Raw genomic sequence first — 21,021 nt, forward strand, 5'->3', positions numbered from 1 at the left:
CATGCGTAAAACCCACAGCGTTTATGTCATGATTTTGAAATGAAAGAAGTGTTTACGTTTATTGACATGGCAAATATCGGCGAGTAATTTAGCGCGGAATTAACTCAAATGATAATCATTATTATATTGGTTATCACTTCAAAATCTGAGGGCGAAGCGATGGATACTGCCGTGAACGACATCAATCGAAAGGAAATGCAGGAGCGCGAAGAACACCTGTTCGCCGCTGATTTTTCTCCGGCGTCGGGCTTCTTCTTTACCTCCCCTTTCCGCAGCTTGACCACCACCGGATGTTTCAGCCGCATTCGCCTGCCGGCCGCGGACGGCGCCGATCTGAACGGCGAGTTCCAGCGCAGCGTGCGGCAGGCGTTTGCCGAGGCCCGTCAGGCCGGTATCAAAAATCCGCTGCTGTGCGGCGCTATCCCGTTCGATACCCGGCAGCCTTCGGCGCTGTTTATTCCGCAGCAGAGCCGCTGGTTCGATCGCGCCGCTTTTATGGCCGGCGTTCAGCCGGCGGCAGAGGGGCCGGAGCTGGCTGGCATAACGGAGCTGCCGCCGCAGCAGCCGTTCATGAACATGGTCAGCGATGCCGTTGACGCGATGAAGGCCGGTGAGCTGGATAAAGTGGTCTTGTCGCGCCTGCTGGAGATCGAAACGCGCCGGCCGGTGGATCGCCATGCGCTGATGGCGCGCGTGATCGCCCAAAACCCGCACGGTTTCCACTTCCACGTGCCGCTGGAGCAGGGCGCGCTGTTGGGCGCCAGCCCGGAGCTGCTGCTGCGCCAGGACGGCGGCCGTTTCTACTCCAACCCGCTGGCCGGTTCCGCCCGGCGCGAGGCCGACCCGCAGCGCGATCGCGAAGTGGGGGAGCGGCTGATGGCCTCGGCGAAAGATCGCCACGAGCATCGCATCGTCACCGAAAGCATGCGTGCCGTGCTGGCCGGCCGCTGCCGCTACCTGAACGTGCCGCACACCCCTGAATTGTTGACCACCACCACGCTGTGGCATCTCTCCACGCCGATCGACGGCGAGGCGGCGTCTCCAGACGAAAATGCCCTGTCGCTGGCCTGCCTGCTACACCCGACGCCGGCGCTGTGCGGCATGCCGACGGCCCAGGCACACGCCCTGATCGGCAAGCTGGAGCCGTTCGATCGCGGCCTGTTTGGCGGCATCGTCGGCTGGTGTGATGACGAAGGCAACGGCGAGTGGGTAGTGACTATCCGCTGCGGCACCGTTGACGGCAACCGGGTGCGGCTGTTCGCCGGCGCCGGCATTGTGGAAGACTCTTCACCCGAATCTGAATGGCATGAAACAGGCACCAAACTCAGCACCATTCTGCGTGCCTTTGGTATGAATCAAGGATAACGACAAGATGAGCATTGCCTTTACCCCCTGGCCGGCGGAGTTCGCCAGCCGCTATCGCGAACGCGGCTACTGGACTGACAAGCCGCTGACCGAGATCCTCGACCGCCAGGCCAACAACGACGCCCCGGCGATTATCGACGCCCAGGGCAGCCTGACCTACCGCGAGTTGCAGCAGCGCTCCGATCGCCTGGCGGCCGCTCTGCTGCGCCGCGGCGTAAAATCCGGCGATGCCGCATTGGTCCAGCTGGGCAACGTGGCGGAGTTCTATATCGTGTTCTTCGCGCTGCTGAAAATTGGCGTGGCGCCGGTCAACGCGCTGTTCAGCCATCAGCGCAGCGAGCTGAATGCCTATGCCGAGCAGATCAAACCGGCGCTGCTGATCGCCGATCGTCAGCACGCGCTGTTTGCCGACGATCAATTCCTGAACGCCTTCCGCGATGCGCATCCTTCGCTGCGGGTTGTGGCGCTGCGCAGCCAGCCCGAGGGCGAGCTGGCGCTGGCCGCCTGGCTGGACGAAGCGAGCGATGGTTTTGTCGCGCAGCCTTCCGCGGCCGATCAGGTGGCGTTCTTCCAGCTTTCCGGCGGCAGCACCGGCACGCCGAAGCTGATCCCGCGCACCCACAATGATTACTACTACAGCATTCGCCGCAGCGTGGAGATCTGCCGTTTCGACGCGCAGACCCGCTACCTGTGCGCGCTGCCGGTGGCGCATAACTACCCGATGAGTTCGCCGGGCGTGCTGGGCGTGTTTTATGGCGCCGGGCTGGTGGTGTTCGCCGCCGATCCGGACGCCGGGCAGTGCTTCCGACTGATCGAACAGCACCAAATCAACGTGACGGCGCTGGTGCCGCCGGCGGTCACGCTGTGGCTGCAGGCGATCGAAGAGTGGGGCGGCAATGCCCAGCTCGCCAGCCTGAAACTGCTGCAGGTGGGCGGCGCCAAGCTGGGCGAGACGCTGGCGGCGCGCATTCAGAACGAAATCGGCTGCCAACTGCAGCAGGTGTTCGGCATGGCGGAAGGGCTGGTGAATTACACCCGGCTGGACGACGACGAACGCCACATCCTGACGACGCAAGGGCGGCCAATGTCGCCGGACGACGAGGTGTGGGTGGCGGATGACGACGGCAATCCATTGCCGGCGGGCGAGGTCGGCCGGTTGATGACGCGCGGGCCTTATACCTTCCGCGGTTACTACCAAAGCCCGGCGCACAACGCCGACGCCTTCGACGCCGACGGTTTCTACTGCTCCGGCGATCTGATCAGTATCAGCGAAGACGGCTACATCACCGTGCAGGGGCGGCAGAAAGATCAGATCAACCGCGGCGGAGAGAAGATCGCCGCCGAGGAGATCGAGAACCTGCTGCTGCGTCATCCGGACGTGATCAACGCCGCGCTGGTGTCGATGCCGGACGCGCTGATGGGGGAGAAGAGCTGCGCCTATATCATCGCCAACGCGCCGCTGAAGCCGGTGGTGCTGCGCCGCCACCTGCGCGAGCAGGGCGTGGCGGACTTCAAACTGCCGGATCGCTTTATTCAGGTGGACAGCCTGCCGCTGACCCCGGTCGGCAAAGTGGACAAAAAACGGCTGCGCCAGCAGCTCGACGCGCAACTACAGACTCAGGCTCAGGGAGATTAATCGATGGCCATTCCAAAACTTAATGACTACGCGCTGCCGACGGCGGACGAACTGCCGCAAAATAAAGTCACCTGGCAGGTAGAACCGCAGCGCGCCGCGCTGCTGATCCACGACATGCAGCAGTATTTCCTCAATTTCTGGGGCGAAGACAGTGCGCTGATTAAACAGGTGGTGGAGAACATCGCCAACCTGCGCCGCTACTGCAAACAGCAGGGCATCCCGGTGTTCTATACCGCGCAGCCGAACCAGCAGAGCGATGAAGATCGCGCGCTGTTGAACGACATGTGGGGGCCGGGCCTGAACAAACACCCCGAGCAGCAGGCGGTGACCGCCGCGCTGGCGCCGGACGAAGACGACACGGTGCTGGTGAAATGGCGCTACAGCGCCTTCCACCGCTCGCCGCTGCAGGAGATCCTGCAGGAGTCCGGCCGCGATCAGCTGATTATCTGCGGCGTGTATGCGCACATCGGCTGCCTGACCACCGCCATCGACGCCTTCATGCGCAATATCCAGCCGTTCATGGTGGCCGACGGCCTGGCGGATTTCTCGCGCGATGAACACCTGATGGCACTGCGTTACACCGCCGGCCGCTGCGGCCGGGTAGTGACCACCGCGTCTCTGTTGCAGGCTGCCGGTATCGCCAGCATCGATGCGCTGCGTCAGCAGATCCTGCCGCTGCTTGACGAAGACAGCGAAGACATGGGCAACGATGAGAACCTGATCGATTACGGCCTGGATTCGGTGCGCATCATGGAGCTGGCGACCCGCTGGCGCAAGATCCGCGGCGACATCGACTTTATCGCGCTGGCGCGCAACCCGACCATCGACAGCTGGTGGGCGCTGCTTTCCGAAGAGAAAGCCTGATTTTAATCACGAGAGAGGGCGGCCGCTCGGCCGCCCCGTTGGTTCTATAAGGAGATTACGATGAATGCTTTGATCACCAAGGGAAAACGTGCGGCATTTCCGCTGATGCTGCTGTCCACGCTGCTGTTCTCCAATACGCTGCTGGCGCAGACCGCGCCGGAAGTGCTGCGCAAGCCGGTTGGCAAGGGCGCCTATGAAATGGCCTACAGCCCGAGCGAGAACGCGCTCTACCTGGCGACGTCGCAGAGCCGCAAGCTGGACAAGGGCGGCATCGTTTACCGCTTGGATCCGACCACGCTGGACGTGACCCAGATTATTCATAACGACATCAAACCGTTCGGCGCCGCCGTCAACGCCAAGACCGGCACGCTGTTCTTCGGCAACACCGTCAATAACTCGGTGACCGCCATCGACGCCAAGACCGGCGACGTGAAAGGCCGCCTGGTGCTGGACGCGCGCAAGCGCTCCGAGACCGTCAAGCCGCTGGCGCCGCGTGAGCTGGTGGCGGATGCCGACAGCGATACCCTTTACATCACCGGTCTGGGTGAATCCAGCGTGGTGTGGGTGGTGGACGGCAAGGATCTGACCCTGCGCGCCACCGTGACCGACACCGGCAAATACGGCACCGGCCTGGCGCTGGACGCCGCCGCCAAACGTCTGTATGTCACCAACGCCGACGGCGAGCTGGTGACCATCGACACCCAATCCAACAAGGTGCTGTCGCGCAAGAAGCTGGATGAGTCCAAAGAGCACTTCTTCCTGAACATCAGCCTGGATACCGCTACCCATCGTGCGTTCATCACCGATTCCAAGCAGCCGCAGGTGCTGGTGGTGGATACCCGCAACGGCAACATCCTGAGCAAGATCGACGTGCCGGAATCGCTGGCGGTGCTGTTCAACCCGGCGCGCAATGAAGTTTACGTCACCCATCGCCAGGCGGGCGAAGTGAGCGTAATCGACGCCAAGAGCTACAAGGTGCTGAACACCATCAAGACGCCGACCCACCCGAACAGCCTGGCGCTGTCGCCGGACGGTCAGACGCTGTACGTCAGCGTCAAGCAGGCTTCCAGCCGCGAGAAAGAAGCCACCGCGCCGGACGACGTGATCCGCGTAGCGCTGAAATAATCCCGCTCAGGGTACGCGCATATCGAACAGGCGAAGCGGCGACGCTCCGCCTGTTTTTTTTCGCCCCAGGATCTGCGGTATAAAGAGTGTATTGATCCGTTAACCCGAAGGAACGTTGGTTATGCCTGCCTCGCGTACCCCGCTGTTATTGTCCGTTATCACCCTGCTGCTGCTGGCCGCGCTGATCCACAGCGGCATCCGCCCTTACGATCGCACCACCTGGCTGATGGAGGTGGCGCCGGTATTGGTAGTTTTGCCGCTGCTGTGGCTGACTTATCGCCGCTATCCGCTGACGCCGCTGCTCTACACGCTGATTTTATTTCATGCGCTGATCCTTATTTTCGGCGGCATGTACAGCTACGCCCGCGTGCCGCTGGGGTTTGAGGTGCAGCAGTGGCTGGATCTTGGCCGCAACCCGTACGACAAACTGGGGCATTTCTTCCAGGGATTGGTGCCGGCGCTGGTGGCGCGCGAGATCCTGCAGCGCGGCGGCTATGTGCAGGGCCGCAAGATGCTGGGCTTTGTGGTGTGCTGCATCGCGCTGGCGATCAGCGCCGTTTACGAGCTGATCGAGTGGTGGGCGGCGCTGGCGCTGGGCCAGGGCGCCGACGAGTTTCTCGGCACCCAGGGCGACCCGTGGGATACCCAGTCCGATATGTTCTGCGCCTTGCTCGGCGCGCTATGTGGTTTGCTGCTGTTCGCCGGTTGGCAAGACCGGCAAATTCGCCGCCTGTGTCGATAAATCTTGGTAACAAAGGCGTGGTTGGAGGGGGCTGCATTTAATCGCGTTTACCGCCGGTTCAGCGTATTTGTGCTATATCACTGGTTCGGAGCGGCTGTTTGAATGCGAGACTGAGTTTGATCATTACCCCCTTATCCCGAAAAGCGTACGCAGTATGGATGTCGTTAACGATAGGGCTCAGCTTTGCGTGGCTAAATCTTTTGGATCTCTATAACAACGACACGTTGTTCTTTCAGAAGTTAACGATTTCCGTCATCAATAACACCTCGTTCGCCGATGTCGTCGCCTCTTACCTGAGGCTGATTCTGTATCTGCCTTTCGGGCTGTTGGCGATCGTGTTGACGCTGTTGTTTTGCGCCCGGCGGCTATGCGATACCCGGCTCTTTGTGCTCGCTTGGCCGATTTCTCTGGCGGTCTTCTTGGTCTTTTGGTTTGTTAATGTCGCTTTCCCCGGACATCTCAATCTGGTGTTGGTCGCTAAATCTTGCGTACTGGCACTGATTGGGCTGGTTCCGCCGAGGAAACGAGAGGCCGAATAATCGAACGCAGTTCGATGGAGAGTCCGTACCCAGAAAGCGAAAAACCCGCCATAGGCGGGTTCTTCTAAATAGGGCGACCGGACTCGGACAACCGGCGCTGGCGCCGCGTTGAACAGCGCTTCAGCGCTGGCCCGCAGGGTGAGGCCTTTGGCCGAATAATCGAACGCAGTTCGATGGAGAGTCCGTACCCCAGAAAGCGAAAAACCCGCCATAGGCGGGTTCTTCTAAATATGGTGCCCGGACTCGGAATCGAACCAAGGACACGGGGATTTTCAATCCCCTGCTCTACCGACTGAGCTATCCGGGCAACGGGCAGCATTAAACCGTATTGGCCGATGGCCGTCAACGGCTTTATGCATGAAAGGCGTTAAAACGCGTCCGGTTGCTGGCTTTTCAGGCAAAGGGCGCAAAAATTGCGCCTGTTCAGGCTATCTCCTTGGGCTGACGGTGCCGCAAGCGCGGCTCGCCTAGCTCAGCGCCCCGTTACGGCGGCACTGCGCCACCTGCAAGATGTCTTCCGCCAGCCGTTTGGCGACCGATACGTCCTGGAGCTGGCGTTTTACCAGCAGTTTGCTCAGGCAGCCTTCTTGAATCAATTCCATTTGCTGCGCCACCATGTCGGCGTCGTCGGCGTCCATTTCGCGCAGCAGTTCGCGGGTCAGCTCCAGCGAGGTCAGCTTTTGCTGCTCCGCCAGCTGGTGGATCGGATGATCCGTTTCCGGGAAAAAGCTGCAGGCGGCGATAAACAGGCAGCCGGGATAGCGGTCGTGCTGCACGTATTCCGCCAGCACGTCATAGCGCGCCAGCAGTTTTTGCTGCGGGCTCAGGTTTTCATCCAGCAGTAGCTGGCGGCGCCAGGTGTCGATCTGTTGGCCGTGGTAGCGCAGGCAGTCGTACAGCAGCGCTTCGCGATCCGGCCAGAACCGTTTGAGATCGCCGGGCTGAACGTCGAGTTTTTCCGCCAGCATCTCTAATGTGGCGGTCGCCAGACCCTGTTGTTCCAACAGGCCCAGCGCGGTATCAAGGACGTGTTCACGTTGCACTTGTGCTTCCTCCCATTCGCTTCCGATCTTCAGTGTCAGTTATCGCATCACTTTCTGCAAATGCGCGTTGAAGGCTTCTGCCTTCATAAAACCGGTGACCCGCTGGGCCGTCAGCTCCTGGCCCGCCGGATCGAAGAATAGGATCGTGGGTAACCCCAGTACCTGCAAATGCTTCAGCAGCGCCGCCTGTTCCGCGCCGTTGGCGGTGACGTCCGCCTGCAGCAGCACCGCGTTGGCCAGGCTCGCCTGCACCGCCGCATCGCTGAAGGTGTATTTCTCGAACTCTTTACAGGCCACGCACCAGTCGGCGTACAGATCCAGCATCACCGGCTTGCCGCGCGCCTGTTGCAGCGCCAGATCGAGCTGCTCGACGTTGTTGATGCGGGCAAAGGCCAGGTGTTGTTGAGCCGCCTGCTGCGCCTGATCGGCGCCGAAGGCCCAGTCCTGCAGCGGCCGCGCGGCGATCACCGCCGCCGCCAGCAGCAGAAGCTGCAGGGCGCGCGCCCAGCCGCGCGCGCTTCTCAGGCTCAGAGCGAAGGCCCAGCCGAAGAACGCCAGGCCGAACAGGCTCCACAGGCGCAGGCCCCACAGATCGCCGATCACCCGCTCCAGCAGGAACACCGGCAGCGCCAGGATGACGAAGCCGAAGGCCTCTTTCACGTACTGCATCCACGGGCCGCTGCGCGGCAGCAGGCGGTTGCCGAACAGGGTGACGATCACCAGCGGAATGCCCATCCCCAGCGCGTACAGGTACAGCGTGCCGCCGCCGGCCCACAGGTTACCGCTCTGGGCGATATACAGCAGGATGGCGCTGAGCGGCGCGGTGGTGCAGGGGGAACAAATCAGCCCGGCCAGGGCGCCCATCAGGAACACGCCAGTCAGTGAGCCGCCGCGTTGGGTATTGCTCCAGCTCGCCAGCCGGGTTTGCAGTGCGGAAGGCAGCTGCAGGGAATAGAGGCCGAACATCGACAGCGCCAGCGCGATAAACAGCACCGACAGACCGATCAGCACGTAAGGATGCTGCAGCGCCGCCTGGAACTGCAATCCGGCGGCGGCCACCACCAAGCCCAGCAAGGTGTAGGTGAGCGCCATGCCCTGTACGTAAACCACCGCCAGCGCCAGAATGCGGCCGCTGCTTTGTGGCCGGTCGCGGCCGAGGATGATGCCGGAGATCAGCGGGTACATCGGCAGCACGCACGGGGTGAAGGCGATGCCGATGCCGATCAGCAGCGCCCACAGCGGCGAGAACGGCAGGCTGGCCGGTGCGGCGGGCGCTTCAGCCGGTGCAGAGGCCGCGAGCGGCGCGGCTGCGGTGGCGCTGACGGCATCCAGCGGGATGATGCGGGTTTCCGGCGGATAGCAGAAGCCGGCCTCGGCGCAGCCCTGATAGGTGACGCTGAGGCTGGCGTTGGCCGCCGCCTGTTGCAGCGGCACCTGCAGATTCAGCTGCTGTTTGAAAATCGCCACTTCGCCGAAGAACTCGTCCTTGTGGCTCAGCCCTTCGGGCAGGGTAAAGGCGCCGAGCGTCGCCTGCTGCGGCACCAGTTTGATCTGCTGGCGATACAGGTAGTAGCCGGGGCGGATCTGCCAGTTCAGCGTTACCTGGCTGCCTTGCTGTTTGAAATCGAAGGCGAAGGCCTGATCGACAGGCACGAACTGGCTGCCGCCCTTCGGCGCGAACAGCGAAGCCTGCGCCGCCTGCGGCAGGAAGAACAGGCTGCACAGCAGCAAAATCAGTTTAAGGAAGCGTTGATCCATAACAGGTAGTCTTTATCTCCGGCCATCACCGGCAAGACCAGCAACTCAGGCGTCTGGTAAGGGTGATGTTGTTTCAGGGTGTCGAGCAGGGCCTGCTGACGGCGGCGATCGCTTTTGAACAGCATCTGCACTTCGTATTCCTGTTCCAGTTTCCCTTCCCAGTAATACAGCGAGGTGGCGCCGGGCAGCAGCGTGGCGCAGGCCGCCAGCTTATCGCCCAGGACCCGCGCCGCCAGTTCCTGGGCGCTGGCTTCATCGGGTGCGGTACAGAGTATGACGACAGCTTCGCAATCAGACATCTTCAGCCCTCTCATCGGTTCGAATGGGCACTATACCCTGAAGGCGGATTGGCTAGAAGGCGAGTTTATCGCCAGAAGGAAAACCGGGGCCGTAGCCCCGGTCGAAGCGTTACAGCATGATGCTGCCGAGCAGGAAGCCGAATACCACGGCGAAAATCACGCCCATGGTGCCGGGAATGAAGAACGGGTGGTTGAACACGAAGCGGCCGATGCGCGTGGTGCCGGTATCGTCCATCTGCACCGCGGCGACCAGCGTCGGGTAGGTCGGCAGGATGAACAGGCCGGAGACGGCGGCGAAGGAGGCGACGGCGGTCAGCGGCGACACGTTCAGCGCCAGCGCCATCGGCATCAGCGCCTTGGCGGTAGCGGCCTGCGAGTACAGCAGCGCCGAGCAGAAGAAGAAGATCACCGCCAGCAGCCACGGGTGCGCCTGAATGACGCTGCCGGCCGTCTCTTTGATCCAGTCGATGTTGGCCTGCACGAAGGTATCGCCCAGCCAGGCGACACCGAGGATACAGATACAGGCGCTCATGCCGGCCTTGAAGGTGCTGGAGTTCAGCACCATGTCGGTGTCGACGCGGCACAGCAGGGTGGTCAGCGTGGCGACGCTCAGCATGATGATCAGGATGGCGTTGGTGGTGTTCATCAGCGGCTTGGCCACCAGGCCAAGGCCCGGGCTGTTGATGATGGCGTAAGCCACTACGCACAGCACGCCCAGCAGGAACAGCAGCACCGAGGCTTTGGCGCGCGGTTTGATCTCCAGCGCGTTGTTGCCGCGCAGGGTGATCAGGCCTTCTTCCAGGCGTTTCAGGTACACCGGATCGTTAGACAGCTTGGAGTCGAACAGCCAGGTTACCAGCAGCGACATCACCAGCACGGCGCAGAAGGTGGACGGGATCACCACCATCAGCAGATGCAGGTAGCTGACGCCGTGGCCTTCCATCACCGAAGACATATACACCACTGCGGCGGAGATCGGCGAGGCGGTGATGGCGATCTGGGCGGACACCACGGCGGTCGACAGCGGCCGGCAAGGCTTGATGCCCTGTTCCTTCGCCACTTCGGCGATCACCGGCAGCGCCGAGAGCGAGATGTTGCCGGTGCCGGCGAAGATGGTCAGGAAGTAGGTGACGATAGGGGCGAGAATGGTGATGTGCTTGGGGTTCTTGCGCAGCAGCTTTTCGGTCTGCTGCACCAGGTAATCCATCCCCCCGGCGACCTGCATGGCGGAGATCGCCGCGATCACCGCCATGATGATGGAAATCACGTCGAAGGGAATGCTGCCCGGCTTGACGCCGATCAGCGCCAGGACCAGAACGCCCAATCCCCCCGCGAACCCGATACCGATACCGCCCAACCTGGCCCCTAAAAAGATGGCCAGCAGAACGATAACCAATTCTACGGCTAGCATAGTGTTTACTCCTTAAAATGAGAGAAATTGAAAATCAAACGTTAAAATTTTGTGGGCGCCTAAAAGTAAAAAGGCACGCTATCCAGAGGATTTAGCGTGCCTTTCAGGGCTACCGGGTAGGTCTGTTATTGTTCATTTTCATCCGTATAGCGTTTGGCTTTATAGGCCGGGTGCATCAGGTTCTCCACGGAGAAGATGTCATCCAGCTCGGCTTCGGTCAGCAGGCCGCGTTCCAGCACCACTTCACGCACGCTCTTGCCGGTTTCGGCGCAGATCTTCCCGACGATGTCACCGTTATGGTGGCCGATGAACGGGTTCAGATAGGTGACGATACCGATCGAGTTGAAGACGTAGTGTTCGCAGACTTCTTTATTCGCGGTGATGCCGTTAATGCATTTTTCCAGCAGGTTGTAGCAGGCGTTGGTCAGGATGTGGATCGACTCGAACATCGCCTGGCCGATCACCGGCTCCATCACGTTCAGCTGCAGCTGGCCCGCTTCGGCCGCCATGGTAACGCAAGTGTCGTTGCCAATCACCTTGAAACACACCTGATTGACCACTTCCGGCACCACCGGGTTCACTTTGGCCGGCATGATGGACGATCCCGCCTGCAGCTCTGGCAGGTTGATTTCGTTCAGGCCGGCGCGCGGGCCGGAGGAGAGCAGGCGCAGGTCGTTACAGATTTTGGACAGTTTCACCGCCAGGCGTTTGAGCGCGCTGTGCACCATCACGTAGGCGCCGCAGTCGGAGGTGGCCTCGATCAGGTCTTCCGCCGGCACCACCGGCAGGCCGCTGACTTCCGCCAGTTTTTGCACCGCCAGCGGCTGATAGCCTTCCGGGGTGTTGAGCGCGGTGCCGATGGCGGTGGCGCCCAGGTTCACTTCCAGCAGCAGCTCCGCGGTGCGGTGCAGGTTGCGGGTCTCTTCGTTCAGCAGCACGCTGAAGGCGTGGAATTCCTGGCCGAGGGTCATCGGTACCGCGTCCTGCAGCTGGGTGCGGCCCATTTTCAGGATGGTTTCGAACTCTTTCGCCTTGCGGTCGAAGCCTTCGCGCAGCTGGTTGATGGCGTCGATCAGCTTCTGGTTGGAGGCGTACACCGCGATGCGGAACCCGGTCGGGTAGGCGTCGTTGGTGGACTGGCACTTATTGAGGTGATCGTTCGGGTTCAGGTACTGGTATTCGCCTTTTTGGTGGCCCATCAGTTCCAGGCCGATGTTCGCCAGCACTTCGTTGGTGTTCATGTTCAGCGAGGTGCCTGCGCCGCCCTGGAACACGTCCACCGGGAACTGATCCATGCACTTGCCTTTATCCAGTACCTCGTCGCAGGCCTGGATGATCACGTCGGCGATTTTGCGCGGGATGGTTTTGAGTTCTTTGTTGGCCATCGCCGCGGCCTTTTTCACCATCACCATGCCGCGAACGAACTCGGGGACATCGCTGATTTTGCTGTTGCTGATGTAGAAGTTTTCAATCGCACGCAGAGTGTGGACTCCGTAGTAAGCGTCTGCGGGGACTTCACGTGTTCCTAACAGGTCTTCTTCGATACGAATGTTGTTTGACATGAGAACCTTCTCTATGTGTTGCTGCCGAATTAATAATGTGTCAGGTCAAGGCTAATAAGGGCACAGCCTAAATTAATGTTGCCGAAGGCTTGGGGCGTGAAACGATTAACCAAATCGCCCGTTGCTGCCCAGATCATATGCTGGTTGGTAAGAAATGACTGAATCCAGATCACCTTATGGTGTTTAAGGATATGCCCTTTTCCGGTTCTGTGACTTCTTTCACGTTTGTGAACTTTAGCAATAAAAACCGGCTCTCGGTTGAAATGGTGGGGGGATGCCCTCATTGTAATGGTGTCGGCCGTTTACGGCCTCTTTTTTCGCGCCGTCGCCCCGTGGCGGCCGCGCTTTACCTACCGATAGGAGAACCAGGTGCGCTGGTTACCGCTACTGCTGATATTTCTGCTGGCTTACATAGAAATATCCATCTTTATCAAAGTCGCCGCCGTGCTCGGCGTGGCTGTCACCCTGCTGCTGGTGGTGTTCAGCTCCTGCGTCGGCATTTCGCTGGTGCGCAATCAGGGCATGAAAACCTTCGTGCAGATGCAGCAAAAACTGGCGGCCGGCGAAAGCCCGGCGGCGGAAATGGTGAAAAGCGTTTCGCTGGTGCTGGCGGGCTTCCTGCTGCTGATCCCGGGCTTCTTCACCGACTTCCTCGGCCTGTTGCTGCTGCTGCCGCCGGTGCAAAAATCGTTGACGCTGAAGCTGATGCCGCATCTGTCGGTTTATCGCCCCGGCGGTTGGACGGGCGGTGACGCCGCCAACGGCAACACCTTCGACGGTGAATTCCAGCGCAAGGACGACGAACGCTCGGTGCTGGAACACCGCCCGGACGAGGAGCGCAAGCCTCACGATCGTTAAGCAAACGCGGCTCAGGCCGCGTTTTTTCTCTCTGTAGCACCCGCGCGGCCAAAAATGCGAAATTTTTTTCGTTAGCCCCCTTGAAGGGGGCTGGAACGCCCCCATCTCAAATGCCACGAGGCCGGTAATAACAACCATCCGGTGTACAACCCTAAATCTGATAGAGACCTTCTTACAGGAGAGCGTTCAATGAGTATTCGTCCATTGCATGACCGCGTTATCGTCAAGCGCAAAGAAGTTGAATCAAAATCTGCTGGCGGCATCGTCCTGACTGGCTCTGCTGCGGGTAAATCCACTCGCGGTGAAGTGGTTGCGGTGGGTAAAGGGCGTGTGCTGGAAAACGGCAACATCCAACCGCTGGATGTGAAAGTTGGCGATATCGTGATTTTCAACGACGGCTACGGCGTGAAAGCAGAGAAGATCGACAATGAAGAAGTGTTGATCATGTCCGAAAGCGACATTCTGGCAATTGTTGAAGCGTAATTGCGCTTTATCTTCTGAACTGAACGAGTTGAAGGGAAATACCAATGGCAGCTAAAGACGTAAAATTCGGCAATGACGCTCGCGTGAAAATGCTCCGCGGCGTGAATGTTCTCGCTGATGCAGTAAAAGTGACCCTGGGCCCGAAAGGCCGCAACGTAGTGCTGGATAAATCTTTCGGCGCACCGACCATCACCAAAGACGGCGTTTCCGTTGCGCGTGAAATCGAACTGGAAGACAAGTTCGAGAACATGGGCGCACAGATGGTGAAAGAAGTGGCCTCCAAAGCGAACGACGCGGCGGGCGACGGCACCACCACTGCAACCGTACTGGCTCAATCCATCATCACCGAAGGCCTGAAAGCGGTTGCTGCAGGCATGAACCCGATGGATCTGAAGCGCGGCATCGACAAAGCGGTTGTCGCTGCGGTTGAAGAACTGAAGAAACTGTCCGTACCTTGCTCCGATTCCAAAGCTATCGCTCAGGTAGGCACCATCTCCGCCAACTCCGACGAAACCGTGGGTAAACTGATCGCGGAAGCGATGGAGAAAGTGGGCAAAGAAGGCGTTATCACCGTTGAAGAAGGCACCGGCCTGCAAGACGAGCTGGACGTGGTTGAAGGTATGCAGTTCGACCGCGGTTACCTGTCCCCATACTTCATCAACAAGCCGGAAACCGGTTCTGTTGAGCTGGAAAGCCCGTTCATCCTGCTGGCCGACAAAAAGATCTCCAACATCCGCGAAATGCTGCCGGTGCTGGAAGCCGTTGCCAAAGCAGGCAAGCCGCTGCTGATCATCGCTGAAGACGTTGAAGGCGAAGCGCTGGCGACCCTGGTGGTCAACACCATGCGCGGCATCGTGAAAGTGGCTGCCGTTAAGGCGCCTGGCTTCGGCGACCGCCGTAAAGCCATGCTGCAGGACATCGCAACCCTGACTGCCGGTACCGTTATCTCTGAAGAGATCGGTCTGGAGCTGGAAAAAGCCACCCTGGAAGACCTGGGCCAGGCAAAACGCGTTGTGATCAACAAAGACACCACCATCATCATCGATGGCGTGGGCGACGAAGCGACCATCCAGGGCCGCGTTGCTCAGATCCGTCAGCAGATCGAAGAAGCGACCTCTGACTACGATCGTGAAAAACTGCAGGAGCGCGTAGCGAAACTGGCCGGCGGCGTTGCCGTTATCAAGGTTGGCGCAGCGACTGAAGTTGAAATGAAAGAGAAGAAAGCCCGCGTTGAAGACGCCCTGCACGCGACCCGCGCCGCAGTGGAAGAAGGCGTGGTGGCCGGCGGTGGCGTAGCGCTGATCCGCGTTGCAGGCAAAATCGCCGCGCTGAAAGGCGACAACGAAGACCAGAACGTGGGTATCAAAGTTGCGCTGCGCGCAATGGAAGCCCCTCTGCGTCAGATCGTGGTGAACGCCGGTGAAGAAGCTTCCGTTATCGCCAACCAGGTGAAAGCGGGCGAAGGCAGCTACGGCTACAACGCTTACTCCGAAGAATACGGCGACATGATCGCGATGGGTATCCTGGATCCAACCAAAGTGACCCGTTCTGCTCTGCAGTACGCGGCTTCCGTGGCTGGCCTGATGATCACCACCGAATGCATGGTTACCGACCTGCCGAAGGCTGACGCACCGGATCTGGGCGCAGCAGGCGGCATGGGCGGCATGGGCGGTATGGGCGGCATGATGTAATCATCCCCCACACGCTGGTGTGCTGAGAACCCCGGTCAAACGACCGGGGTTTTTTTTATCTTAAAAATCAATAAAAAGAATGTTTGTTTAGCTTGTTATTAGTTTATTGAATGAATTATTGCATTATTTTGTTTTTACCCTAAACCGTTGTCGTTTCGTACCGATATAGCCCCTACCGGGCGGGGAATTTTCCCTCGCCGGTGTGACTGTCAACGGAGACGACTTATGCTGAAAAATATGAAAATAGCCACCTGGCTGATGTTGATGCTGTTGCTGTTGGGCTTGATGCCCATGGGAACCGGCGCCATCGCCTTCTATTTCATGCAGCAAAACGGCAACAGCATCGGCAGGATGAGCACTTTCTCCGACGAGGAAGCGGCGCTGAACCGCAGTTGGCGTGCTTTGCTGCAAACGCAGACGCTGATCGACAACATGGCGTTCGAGCGCATGGCGCAGACGGACGCCGCCGATATCCGTAAGGGCATCACTGAGGCGCGTAACGAGCTGCGCAGCGCCGACGTTGCGTTCAACCTGTTTTGGGAGACGCCGGGCCTGACGGTATCGCGCCCGGATCTGGGCGAGGCGATGAAAACGGTCTATCTGGCGCAGCAGGCGGTGCTGAAGCAAGAGCTGACGCTGTTGGCCGACACGCCGCAGGCGGCGCTGATCGAGCGGCTGCACGCCATGGCCGCTGAGAAGCGCCAGGTGCGCCAGCGGCTGGATAGCCAGTTTGCCGACTACATGCGGGCCACGGTGGCCGCTCATCGTCTGGCGGTGGAGGCGGCGGTGCAGACTCAAAAAGTCTTTGCACGCCTGCTGAGTGGCACCCTGGCGGCGATCCTGCTGCTGCTGGTCGCCGTGCAACGTGATTTCCGCCGGCGCTTGATCCTGCCGCTGCGCCAGGTTGCCGAACACTTGCAAAAGGTTGGGCGCGGCGATCTGCGCAGCGAGATCGCGGTACGCAACAGCAATGAGATCGGCATGCTGTTCGCCAGCCTGCGGACGATGCAGCAGGAGCTGAGCGCCACCGTGCAGCAGGTGCGTGACGGCGTGGAGTCGATCAATCACGGTACGCACGAGATCGCCGTCGGCAACGCCGATCTTTCCAGCCGTACGGAAGAACAGGCCAGCGCGCTGACGGAAACCGCCGCCAGCATGGAACAGATCACCGCTACGGTGCGGCAAAACGCCGATAACGCCAGCCAGGCCGCCGGCATGGTCAATCAGACTGCCGGCATTGCCCGCAACGGCGAAACGCTGATGGCCAACGCGGTCGACAAGATGCGGGCTATCAACGACAGCGCGCGCCAGGTGGGGGATATCACCAGCGTGATCGACGGCATCGCCTTCCAGACCAATATTCTGGCGCTGAACGCCGCCGTGGAGGCCGCGCGGGCCGGAGAACAAGGCAGGGGTTTTGCGGTGGTGGCCGGCGAGGTGCGCAATCTGGCGCAGCGCTGCGCGACCTCGGCCAAGGAGATCAGCAGTTTGGTCGACGGCGTAACCGGCGATATCGCCGTCGGCGTGCGCCTGGTCGAGCAGGCGGGCGAGACGATGAATGCCATCGTTGGCTCGGTGAACCAGGTGACGTCGCTGATGGACAACATCTCGTACGCGTCGGAAGAGCAAAGCAAGGGCATTGAGCAGGTCGGAGTGGCGGTGACCCAGATGGATCAGGTGACGCAGCAGAACGCCGCGCTGGTGGAGGAGGTGGCGACCACCGCCGTCGGCGTGGAGGAGCAGGCGGCCCTGCTGGCGCAGGCGGTGGCGGTATTCCAACTGGCGGAGGGGGAAACGCGCCAGGACGAAGCGCAGGCATCGGCGGCCGTTGCCGGTTGGGCATAACGCCGCCGCACTGTATTTGATGATATTTTTGCCGCCGGGGGCGATTTAGCTGGTAAACTGTTAAGTCATCAGCTGTCGCTCAAGACGTTGGCCCGCTCGCGTGGCAACGGATGCTTAAGAGATGGCATCGCTTTCTGATAAGCTTTTGCGTAATTCTCAACATCGAATGGGGAACAAGATGCGGATTAAAGCCTTACTGGGTCTCTCGGCAGCGATGCTGCTGGCAGGTTGCAGCACCACTCATGAACTGACCGCTGCGGGTCAGCAGATCAAGTTCACCGACAGCAAGCCGGCGGCGGAATGCCAGCTGCTGGGGGAAGTGACCGGCACCCAGAGCAACTGGCTGTCCGGCAACGGCGGTGAAGGCAGCTCCATGCGCGGGGCGGCCAACGATCTGCGCAACAAGGCGGCGGCCATGGGCGGCAACGTGATCTACGGCGCCAACAGCCCGAGCCAGAACCTGCTCTCCAGCTTCGCACCGCTGGACAGCAAAATGGTCGGCCAGGTTTACAAGTGTCCGTAAGGCGCTGAGGCCGCAGCCGCAAAGAGGTAAAAAAAGAGGAATGCCACGGCATTCCTCTTTTCGTTGGGGCATTTGGCGCACGTCACTCCTGCATCAGGCGCAGATCGATCGGCGTTTTGCTCGGTTCGCCGCCCACTTCGCGCGTCAGGCGCGGCACCAGATAACCGGACACCTTGCTCAGCAGCGCCTGCATGATGGCGCGCGCTTCATCGTCGCTAACCATGAAGTGCGCCGCGCCCTGCACCTTGTCCAGCACGTGGATGTAGTAAGGCAGGATACCGGCGTCGAACAGCGCGTTGCTGAGTGCCGCCAGCGTGTCGGCATCGTCGTTGACGTCGCGTAGCAGCACGCTCTGGTTGAGCAGCGTGACGCCGGCGAGACGCAGCTGCGCCATGGCGCTTTGCAGATCGCGGTCAATTTCGTTGGCGTGGTTGATGTGCGTGACCATCAGCACCTGCAGGCGCGAGGCCGACAGCAGGCGGCACAGCGCCGGCGTGATGCGCGCCGGGATCACCACCGGCAGACGGGTGTGAATGCGCAGGCGTTTCAGGTGCGGGATGGCTTCCAGCTCGCCGACCAGCCACTCCAGCTCGCTGTCTTTGGCCATCAACGGATCGCCGCCGGAAAAAATGATCTCGTCCAGTTCCGGGTGTTGGCGGATATAATCCAGCGCCTGCCGCCAGTTGTTCTTGTTGCCCTGATTATCCTGATAGGGGAAGTGGCGGCGGAAGCAGTAACGGCAGTTGACCGCACAGCCGCCCTTGACCAGCAGCAGCGCGCGATTGCGGTATTTGTGCAGCAGGCCCGGCACCACGCTGCGCTGCTCATCGAGCGGATCGGTGGTGAACCCTGGGGCGTTGATGAACTCCTCTCTGGCGGTCAGCACCTGGCGCAGCAGCGGGTCGTTGGCATCCCCGGGGCGCATGCGTGCGGCGAAGGCGCGCGGCACGCGCAGGGCGAACAGCCGGCGGGCATCGCGCCCCTGCGGCAGTTCCGGGTGCGTATTCAGTGACAAAAGCTGCAGTAATTCATCTGGATCGGTAATAACATCGGCGAGTTGATGCAACCAATCTTCTCTATGTGCCGTACTTTGGGTTATAATGTGTGCCATTTTTTTGGCTAAGCTACCAGTTCAAATATTCAGAGGGCCATCATGGCGACTTATTCTAGCAACGATTTCCGTCCGGGTCTTAAAATCATGTTCGAGGGCGAACCTTACGCCGTCGAAGCCAGTGAGTTCGTTAAGCCGGGCAAAGGCCAGGCGTTTGCACGCGTGAAAATGCGTCGTCTGCTGACCGGCACCCGCGTGGAAAAAACCTTCAAGTCTACCGATTCTTGCGAAGGCGCAGACGTGATGGACACCAACATGAACTACCTGTACAGCGACGGTGAGTTCTACCACTTCATGCACCCTGAGTCTTTCGAACAGCATCAGGTTGACGGTAAAACCGTCGGCGACGCGGCCAAATGGCTGCAGGATAACGCAGAGTGCATCATCACCCTGTGGGATGGCCGTCCAATCGCCGTTCAGCCGCCGAACTTCATCGAAGCGGAAATCACCGATACCGATCCTGGCCTGAAAGGCGATACCGCAGGGACTGGTGGCAAGCCGGCTACTCTGAGCACCGGCGCCGTGGTTAAAGTGCCGTTGTTCGTCCAGATCGGCGAAGTGATCAAAGTTGACACTCGCTCTGGCGAATACGTCTCTCGCGTTAAATAAGTTTCAAAGCAGAGGAACCCCCGCGGTTCCTCTGTTTTATCCCATCCCCGTTCGTTGGCAGAAAACCCGCATGTTCAAGAAAACGTTGTTGGCCGTGCTCTCCCTGTTGTTCCTTTTCTCCCTTAGCGGTTGCAATACGTTTCGCGGTTTCGGCGAAGACGTGCAGCATCTCGGCGGCGCCATTTCGCGCACGGCCAGCTGATCCCGCCCTTTAACCCGATGTATTTGCGCCACAAAGCCGGTGGTGATTCCACTCCCTGCGCCAATTTTGACTAAGCTTAGAAAGCCGTACTTTTTCATCAACGACAAATAAGGACTTTCTTATGCTGAAGAAAAGTATTATCGCGATCTTCTCTTTGATGATTTTGACCTCGTTGACCGCCTGTAATACCACCCGCGGCGTGGGTGAGGACATTCAGGCCGGCGGCAAGGCCATTCAGCGCAGCGCGGAATAATCCGTTCTCCACCCGGCGGCGTTCCGCGTGCGGAGCGCCGCCGCATTTCCTCCTCTTGCCTGAGCGTTAACGCTGCTGCTATCCTGCCGCAGTGCGGGTGAGGTTACCCGCCGTTCATCACCCCGCTGAACGGGACGACCCGTTTACGCGTCATTATATCGGGGACGACCCCAGTGGAAGGGAGGCCGTCTCATGGCCTGGATTATTCTGCTTATCGCCGGTTTGCTTGAAGTGGTTTGGGCTATCGGTCTGAAATACACCCACGGTTTTACCCGGCTGACGCCGAGCATCATCACCATCGCCGCGATGGTGGTCAGCATGTTGTTGTTGGCCAACGCGATGAAAACGCTGCCCGCCGGCACCGCTTATGCGGTGTGGACCGGCATCGGCGCGGTGGGCGCGGCCATCATGGGCATGGTGCTGTTGGGCGAGTCGACCAATATCGCGCGTATCATCAGCCTGTGCCTGATCGTGGTCGGCATCCTCGGGCTGAAGTTCAGCAGTCACTGATCGGCGGGCTGCTCCACCCAGATCAGCGCATCGGTGGCGAAACCGTAGCCTTTGGCCGTCTGCAATAAGCTGTCGCGTACGCCGGCGTCAAGCGTCGGGGTGCGCGACAGGATCCACAGATAGTCGCGGTTAGGGCCGCAAACCAGCGCGTAGCGATACTCCGGATCCAAGGCTATCACGTTATAGCCGCCGTAGAAGGGGCCGAAGAACGACACTTTCAGCGCCGCGACCTGCGGTGAACCGATAAAGTAGGCTTTGCCTTCGCTTTCTTGCCATTGCTGTTTCTGCGGATTGAAGCCGCGATTGATGACTTTCAGCCCGCCGTCGGCGCGTGGGCTGTAGTGGGCGGTCACCCGCTGCAAACCGCGTTCAAAACGATGATCCAGACGCGCGATTTCGTACCAGGTGCCGAGATAGCGCTGACTGTCGAAAGGGGTCACGACCTTGATGTCTTTGGGCGGGGAGACGCTGCAAGCGACGGAGAGCAGGGCGGAAAGCATGACGCTAAGCTTTGACCATAAACGCATCGGTGACTCCTGTTTACCGGGGGCGAGTAGACAGTGTAGCCGATGAGCAAAGGGCGGCCAACGGG

The 21,021-nt window shown here is 60.1% G+C and carries 22 protein-coding genes and 1 tRNA gene; 15 read left to right on the forward strand and 8 right to left on the reverse strand.

Translation table 11 applies throughout. The features are described 5' to 3' along the window. The first annotated feature begins 159 nt into the window (after nucleotides 1-159). From ACJ8MK_RS18955 to ACJ8MK_RS18980, 6 genes are all read left to right on the forward strand, one after another. On the forward strand, nucleotides 160-1,365 hold the full coding sequence (locus ACJ8MK_RS18955) for an isochorismate synthase (RefSeq protein WP_103772870.1): 1,206 nt from the start codon (nucleotides 160-162) through the stop codon (nucleotides 1,363-1,365). Between the two features lie 7 nt (nucleotides 1,366-1,372). Continuing rightward, nucleotides 1,373-3,001 carry a (2,3-dihydroxybenzoyl)adenylate synthase gene (locus ACJ8MK_RS18960; protein WP_033636753.1) on the forward strand — a complete coding sequence of 543 codons (1,629 nt, stop codon included), beginning with the start codon at nucleotides 1,373-1,375 and terminating at the stop codon, nucleotides 2,999-3,001. A 3-nt stretch (nucleotides 3,002-3,004) separates the two neighbouring features. Then, complete coding sequence (locus ACJ8MK_RS18965; protein ID WP_049194485.1) at nucleotides 3,005-3,865, forward strand: isochorismatase; 861 nt, start codon at nucleotides 3,005-3,007, stop codon at nucleotides 3,863-3,865. 105 nt (nucleotides 3,866-3,970) lie between these two features. After that, nucleotides 3,971-4,990 carry a 7-bladed beta-propeller protein YncE gene (yncE, locus tag ACJ8MK_RS18970; protein WP_369916763.1) on the forward strand — a complete coding sequence of 340 codons (1,020 nt, stop codon included), beginning with the start codon at nucleotides 3,971-3,973 and terminating at the stop codon, nucleotides 4,988-4,990. 121 nt (nucleotides 4,991-5,111) lie between these two features. Continuing rightward, nucleotides 5,112-5,732 (forward strand): DUF2238 domain-containing protein, encoded by a 621-nt coding sequence (locus ACJ8MK_RS18975; protein WP_033649958.1) that lies wholly within the window; start codon nucleotides 5,112-5,114, stop codon nucleotides 5,730-5,732. 158 nt (nucleotides 5,733-5,890) lie between these two features. Beyond that, nucleotides 5,891-6,271 (forward strand): hypothetical protein, encoded by a 381-nt coding sequence (locus ACJ8MK_RS18980; RefSeq protein ID WP_033649959.1) that lies wholly within the window; start codon nucleotides 5,891-5,893, stop codon nucleotides 6,269-6,271. 231 nt (nucleotides 6,272-6,502) lie between these two features. Here the strand turns inward: ACJ8MK_RS18980 and ACJ8MK_RS18985 are convergent. The 6 genes from ACJ8MK_RS18985 to aspA form a co-directional block, all read right to left on the reverse strand. Next, nucleotides 6,503-6,578: transfer RNA gene (locus ACJ8MK_RS18985), tRNA-Phe, on the reverse strand. Between the two features lie 160 nt (nucleotides 6,579-6,738). Continuing rightward, nucleotides 6,739-7,314 (reverse strand): division control transcriptional repressor DicD, encoded by a 576-nt coding sequence (dicD, locus tag ACJ8MK_RS18990; protein WP_033636761.1) that lies wholly within the window; start codon nucleotides 7,312-7,314, stop codon nucleotides 6,739-6,741. 39 nt (nucleotides 7,315-7,353) lie between these two features. Continuing rightward, entirely contained in the window at nucleotides 7,354-9,072 is a 1,719-nt protein-coding gene (locus tag ACJ8MK_RS18995; protein ID WP_442517976.1) for a protein-disulfide reductase DsbD, read from the reverse strand. Continuing rightward, nucleotides 9,048-9,371: a divalent cation tolerance protein CutA gene (cutA, locus tag ACJ8MK_RS19000; RefSeq protein ID WP_004929657.1), complete on the reverse strand. Its 324-nt coding sequence runs from the start codon at nucleotides 9,369-9,371 to the stop codon at nucleotides 9,048-9,050. Before cutA ends, ACJ8MK_RS18995 begins: the two co-directional genes overlap by 25 nt. Nucleotides 9,372-9,480: 109 nt before the next feature. Continuing rightward, nucleotides 9,481-10,782, reverse strand: coding sequence for an anaerobic C4-dicarboxylate transporter (locus tag ACJ8MK_RS19005; RefSeq protein ID WP_041037552.1), 1,302 nt, complete (start codon nucleotides 10,780-10,782; stop codon nucleotides 9,481-9,483). Between the two features lie 125 nt (nucleotides 10,783-10,907). Continuing rightward, a complete protein-coding gene (gene aspA / locus ACJ8MK_RS19010; protein ID WP_004929659.1) occupies nucleotides 10,908-12,344 on the reverse strand; it encodes an aspartate ammonia-lyase in 1,437 nt (478 codons plus the stop codon). Nucleotides 12,345-12,713: 369 nt separating this feature from the next. Between aspA and ACJ8MK_RS19015 the strand changes: the two genes are divergently transcribed. The 5 genes from ACJ8MK_RS19015 to ACJ8MK_RS19035 all read left to right on the forward strand — a co-directional run bounded on the left by ACJ8MK_RS19015 (nucleotide 12,714) and on the right by ACJ8MK_RS19035 (nucleotide 17,744). Further along, entirely contained in the window at nucleotides 12,714-13,202 is a 489-nt protein-coding gene (locus tag ACJ8MK_RS19015; protein ID WP_033654883.1) for an FxsA family protein, read from the forward strand. A gap of 189 nt (nucleotides 13,203-13,391) precedes the next feature. Beyond that, nucleotides 13,392-13,685, forward strand: a complete 294-nt coding sequence (locus tag ACJ8MK_RS19020; protein ID WP_004929661.1) for a co-chaperone GroES — start codon at nucleotides 13,392-13,394, stop codon at nucleotides 13,683-13,685. A 44-nt stretch (nucleotides 13,686-13,729) separates the two neighbouring features. Next, complete coding sequence (groL, locus tag ACJ8MK_RS19025; protein ID WP_004929662.1) at nucleotides 13,730-15,376, forward strand: chaperonin GroEL; 1,647 nt, start codon at nucleotides 13,730-13,732, stop codon at nucleotides 15,374-15,376. A 225-nt stretch (nucleotides 15,377-15,601) separates the two neighbouring features. Beyond that, nucleotides 15,602-17,221: a methyl-accepting chemotaxis protein gene (locus ACJ8MK_RS19030; protein ID WP_103774161.1), complete on the forward strand. Its 1,620-nt coding sequence runs from the start codon at nucleotides 15,602-15,604 to the stop codon at nucleotides 17,219-17,221. Between the two features lie 178 nt (nucleotides 17,222-17,399). Then, nucleotides 17,400-17,744, forward strand: a complete 345-nt coding sequence (locus tag ACJ8MK_RS19035) for a DUF4156 domain-containing protein (RefSeq protein WP_025305007.1) — start codon at nucleotides 17,400-17,402, stop codon at nucleotides 17,742-17,744. An 82-nt stretch (nucleotides 17,745-17,826) separates the two neighbouring features. On the opposite strand, the gene epmB is transcribed toward ACJ8MK_RS19035, so the two are convergent. Then, nucleotides 17,827-18,855, reverse strand: coding sequence for an EF-P beta-lysylation protein EpmB (epmB, locus tag ACJ8MK_RS19040; RefSeq protein WP_033636765.1), 1,029 nt, complete (start codon nucleotides 18,853-18,855; stop codon nucleotides 17,827-17,829). Nucleotides 18,856-18,897: 42 nt separating this feature from the next. On the opposite strand from epmB, the gene efp reads away from it, so the two are divergent. From efp to sugE, 4 genes are all read left to right on the forward strand, one after another. Beyond that, the gene (gene efp / locus ACJ8MK_RS19045; protein ID WP_004929666.1) at nucleotides 18,898-19,464 is read left to right on the forward strand and encodes an elongation factor P; all 567 of its coding nucleotides are present in this window, start codon (nucleotides 18,898-18,900) and stop codon (nucleotides 19,462-19,464) included. A 70-nt stretch (nucleotides 19,465-19,534) separates the two neighbouring features. Further along, nucleotides 19,535-19,666, forward strand: a complete 132-nt coding sequence (locus ACJ8MK_RS19050; protein ID WP_019453400.1) for an entericidin A/B family lipoprotein — start codon at nucleotides 19,535-19,537, stop codon at nucleotides 19,664-19,666. 121 nt (nucleotides 19,667-19,787) lie between these two features. Then, nucleotides 19,788-19,919, forward strand: coding sequence for an entericidin A/B family lipoprotein (locus tag ACJ8MK_RS19055; protein WP_033636766.1), 132 nt, complete (start codon nucleotides 19,788-19,790; stop codon nucleotides 19,917-19,919). A 192-nt stretch (nucleotides 19,920-20,111) separates the two neighbouring features. Continuing rightward, nucleotides 20,112-20,429: a quaternary ammonium compound efflux SMR transporter SugE gene (sugE, locus tag ACJ8MK_RS19060; protein WP_004929669.1), complete on the forward strand. Its 318-nt coding sequence runs from the start codon at nucleotides 20,112-20,114 to the stop codon at nucleotides 20,427-20,429. Here sugE and blc read toward each other — a convergent pair. Further along, complete coding sequence (blc, locus tag ACJ8MK_RS19065) at nucleotides 20,423-20,956, reverse strand: outer membrane lipoprotein Blc (RefSeq protein ID WP_033648715.1); 534 nt, start codon at nucleotides 20,954-20,956, stop codon at nucleotides 20,423-20,425. The two genes, sugE and blc, sit on opposite strands and share 7 nt — an antisense overlap. Between the last annotated feature and the right edge of the window lie 65 nt (nucleotides 20,957-21,021).

Origin of the sequence: Serratia sp. CY38905 (assembly GCF_052168875.1) — a bacterium.
GTDB classification, from domain to species: domain Bacteria; phylum Pseudomonadota; class Gammaproteobacteria; order Enterobacterales; family Enterobacteriaceae; genus Serratia; species Serratia sarumanii.

What these genes read in the sequence shown, in the direction of transcription:
- ACJ8MK_RS18955 (WP_103772870.1), top strand. Translation starts at nt 160, where the DNA reads ATGGATACTGCCGTGAACGACATCAATCGAAAGGAAATGCAGGAGCGC.
- ACJ8MK_RS18960 (WP_033636753.1), top strand. Translation starts at nt 1,373, where the DNA reads ATGAGCATTGCCTTTACCCCCTGGCCGGCGGAGTTCGCCAGCCGCTAT.
- ACJ8MK_RS18965 (WP_049194485.1), top strand. Translation starts at nt 3,005, where the DNA reads ATGGCCATTCCAAAACTTAATGACTACGCGCTGCCGACGGCGGACGAA.
- yncE (WP_369916763.1), top strand. Translation starts at nt 3,971, where the DNA reads ATGCTGCTGTCCACGCTGCTGTTCTCCAATACGCTGCTGGCGCAGACC.
- ACJ8MK_RS18975 (WP_033649958.1), top strand. Translation starts at nt 5,112, where the DNA reads ATGCCTGCCTCGCGTACCCCGCTGTTATTGTCCGTTATCACCCTGCTG.
- ACJ8MK_RS18980 (WP_033649959.1), top strand. Translation starts at nt 5,891, where the DNA reads ATGTCGTTAACGATAGGGCTCAGCTTTGCGTGGCTAAATCTTTTGGAT.
- ACJ8MK_RS18995 (WP_442517976.1), bottom strand. Translation starts at nt 9,072, where the DNA reads ATGGATCAACGCTTCCTTAAACTGATTTTGCTGCTGTGCAGCCTGTTC.
- cutA (WP_004929657.1), bottom strand. Translation starts at nt 9,371, where the DNA reads ATGTCTGATTGCGAAGCTGTCGTCATACTCTGTACCGCACCCGATGAA.
- ACJ8MK_RS19005 (WP_041037552.1), bottom strand. Translation starts at nt 10,782, where the DNA reads ATGCTAGCCGTAGAATTGGTTATCGTTCTGCTGGCCATCTTTTTAGGG.
- aspA (WP_004929659.1), bottom strand. Translation starts at nt 12,344, where the DNA reads ATGTCAAACAACATTCGTATCGAAGAAGACCTGTTAGGAACACGTGAA.
- ACJ8MK_RS19020 (WP_004929661.1), top strand. Translation starts at nt 13,392, where the DNA reads ATGAGTATTCGTCCATTGCATGACCGCGTTATCGTCAAGCGCAAAGAA.
- groL (WP_004929662.1), top strand. Translation starts at nt 13,730, where the DNA reads ATGGCAGCTAAAGACGTAAAATTCGGCAATGACGCTCGCGTGAAAATG.
- ACJ8MK_RS19030 (WP_103774161.1), top strand. Translation starts at nt 15,602, where the DNA reads ATGCTGAAAAATATGAAAATAGCCACCTGGCTGATGTTGATGCTGTTG.
- ACJ8MK_RS19035 (WP_025305007.1), top strand. Translation starts at nt 17,400, where the DNA reads ATGCGGATTAAAGCCTTACTGGGTCTCTCGGCAGCGATGCTGCTGGCA.
- epmB (WP_033636765.1), bottom strand. Translation starts at nt 18,855, where the DNA reads ATGGCACACATTATAACCCAAAGTACGGCACATAGAGAAGATTGGTTG.
- efp (WP_004929666.1), top strand. Translation starts at nt 18,898, where the DNA reads ATGGCGACTTATTCTAGCAACGATTTCCGTCCGGGTCTTAAAATCATG.
- ACJ8MK_RS19050 (WP_019453400.1), top strand. Translation starts at nt 19,535, where the DNA reads ATGTTCAAGAAAACGTTGTTGGCCGTGCTCTCCCTGTTGTTCCTTTTC.
- ACJ8MK_RS19055 (WP_033636766.1), top strand. Translation starts at nt 19,788, where the DNA reads ATGCTGAAGAAAAGTATTATCGCGATCTTCTCTTTGATGATTTTGACC.
- sugE (WP_004929669.1), top strand. Translation starts at nt 20,112, where the DNA reads ATGGCCTGGATTATTCTGCTTATCGCCGGTTTGCTTGAAGTGGTTTGG.
- blc (WP_033648715.1), bottom strand. Translation starts at nt 20,956, where the DNA reads ATGCGTTTATGGTCAAAGCTTAGCGTCATGCTTTCCGCCCTGCTCTCC.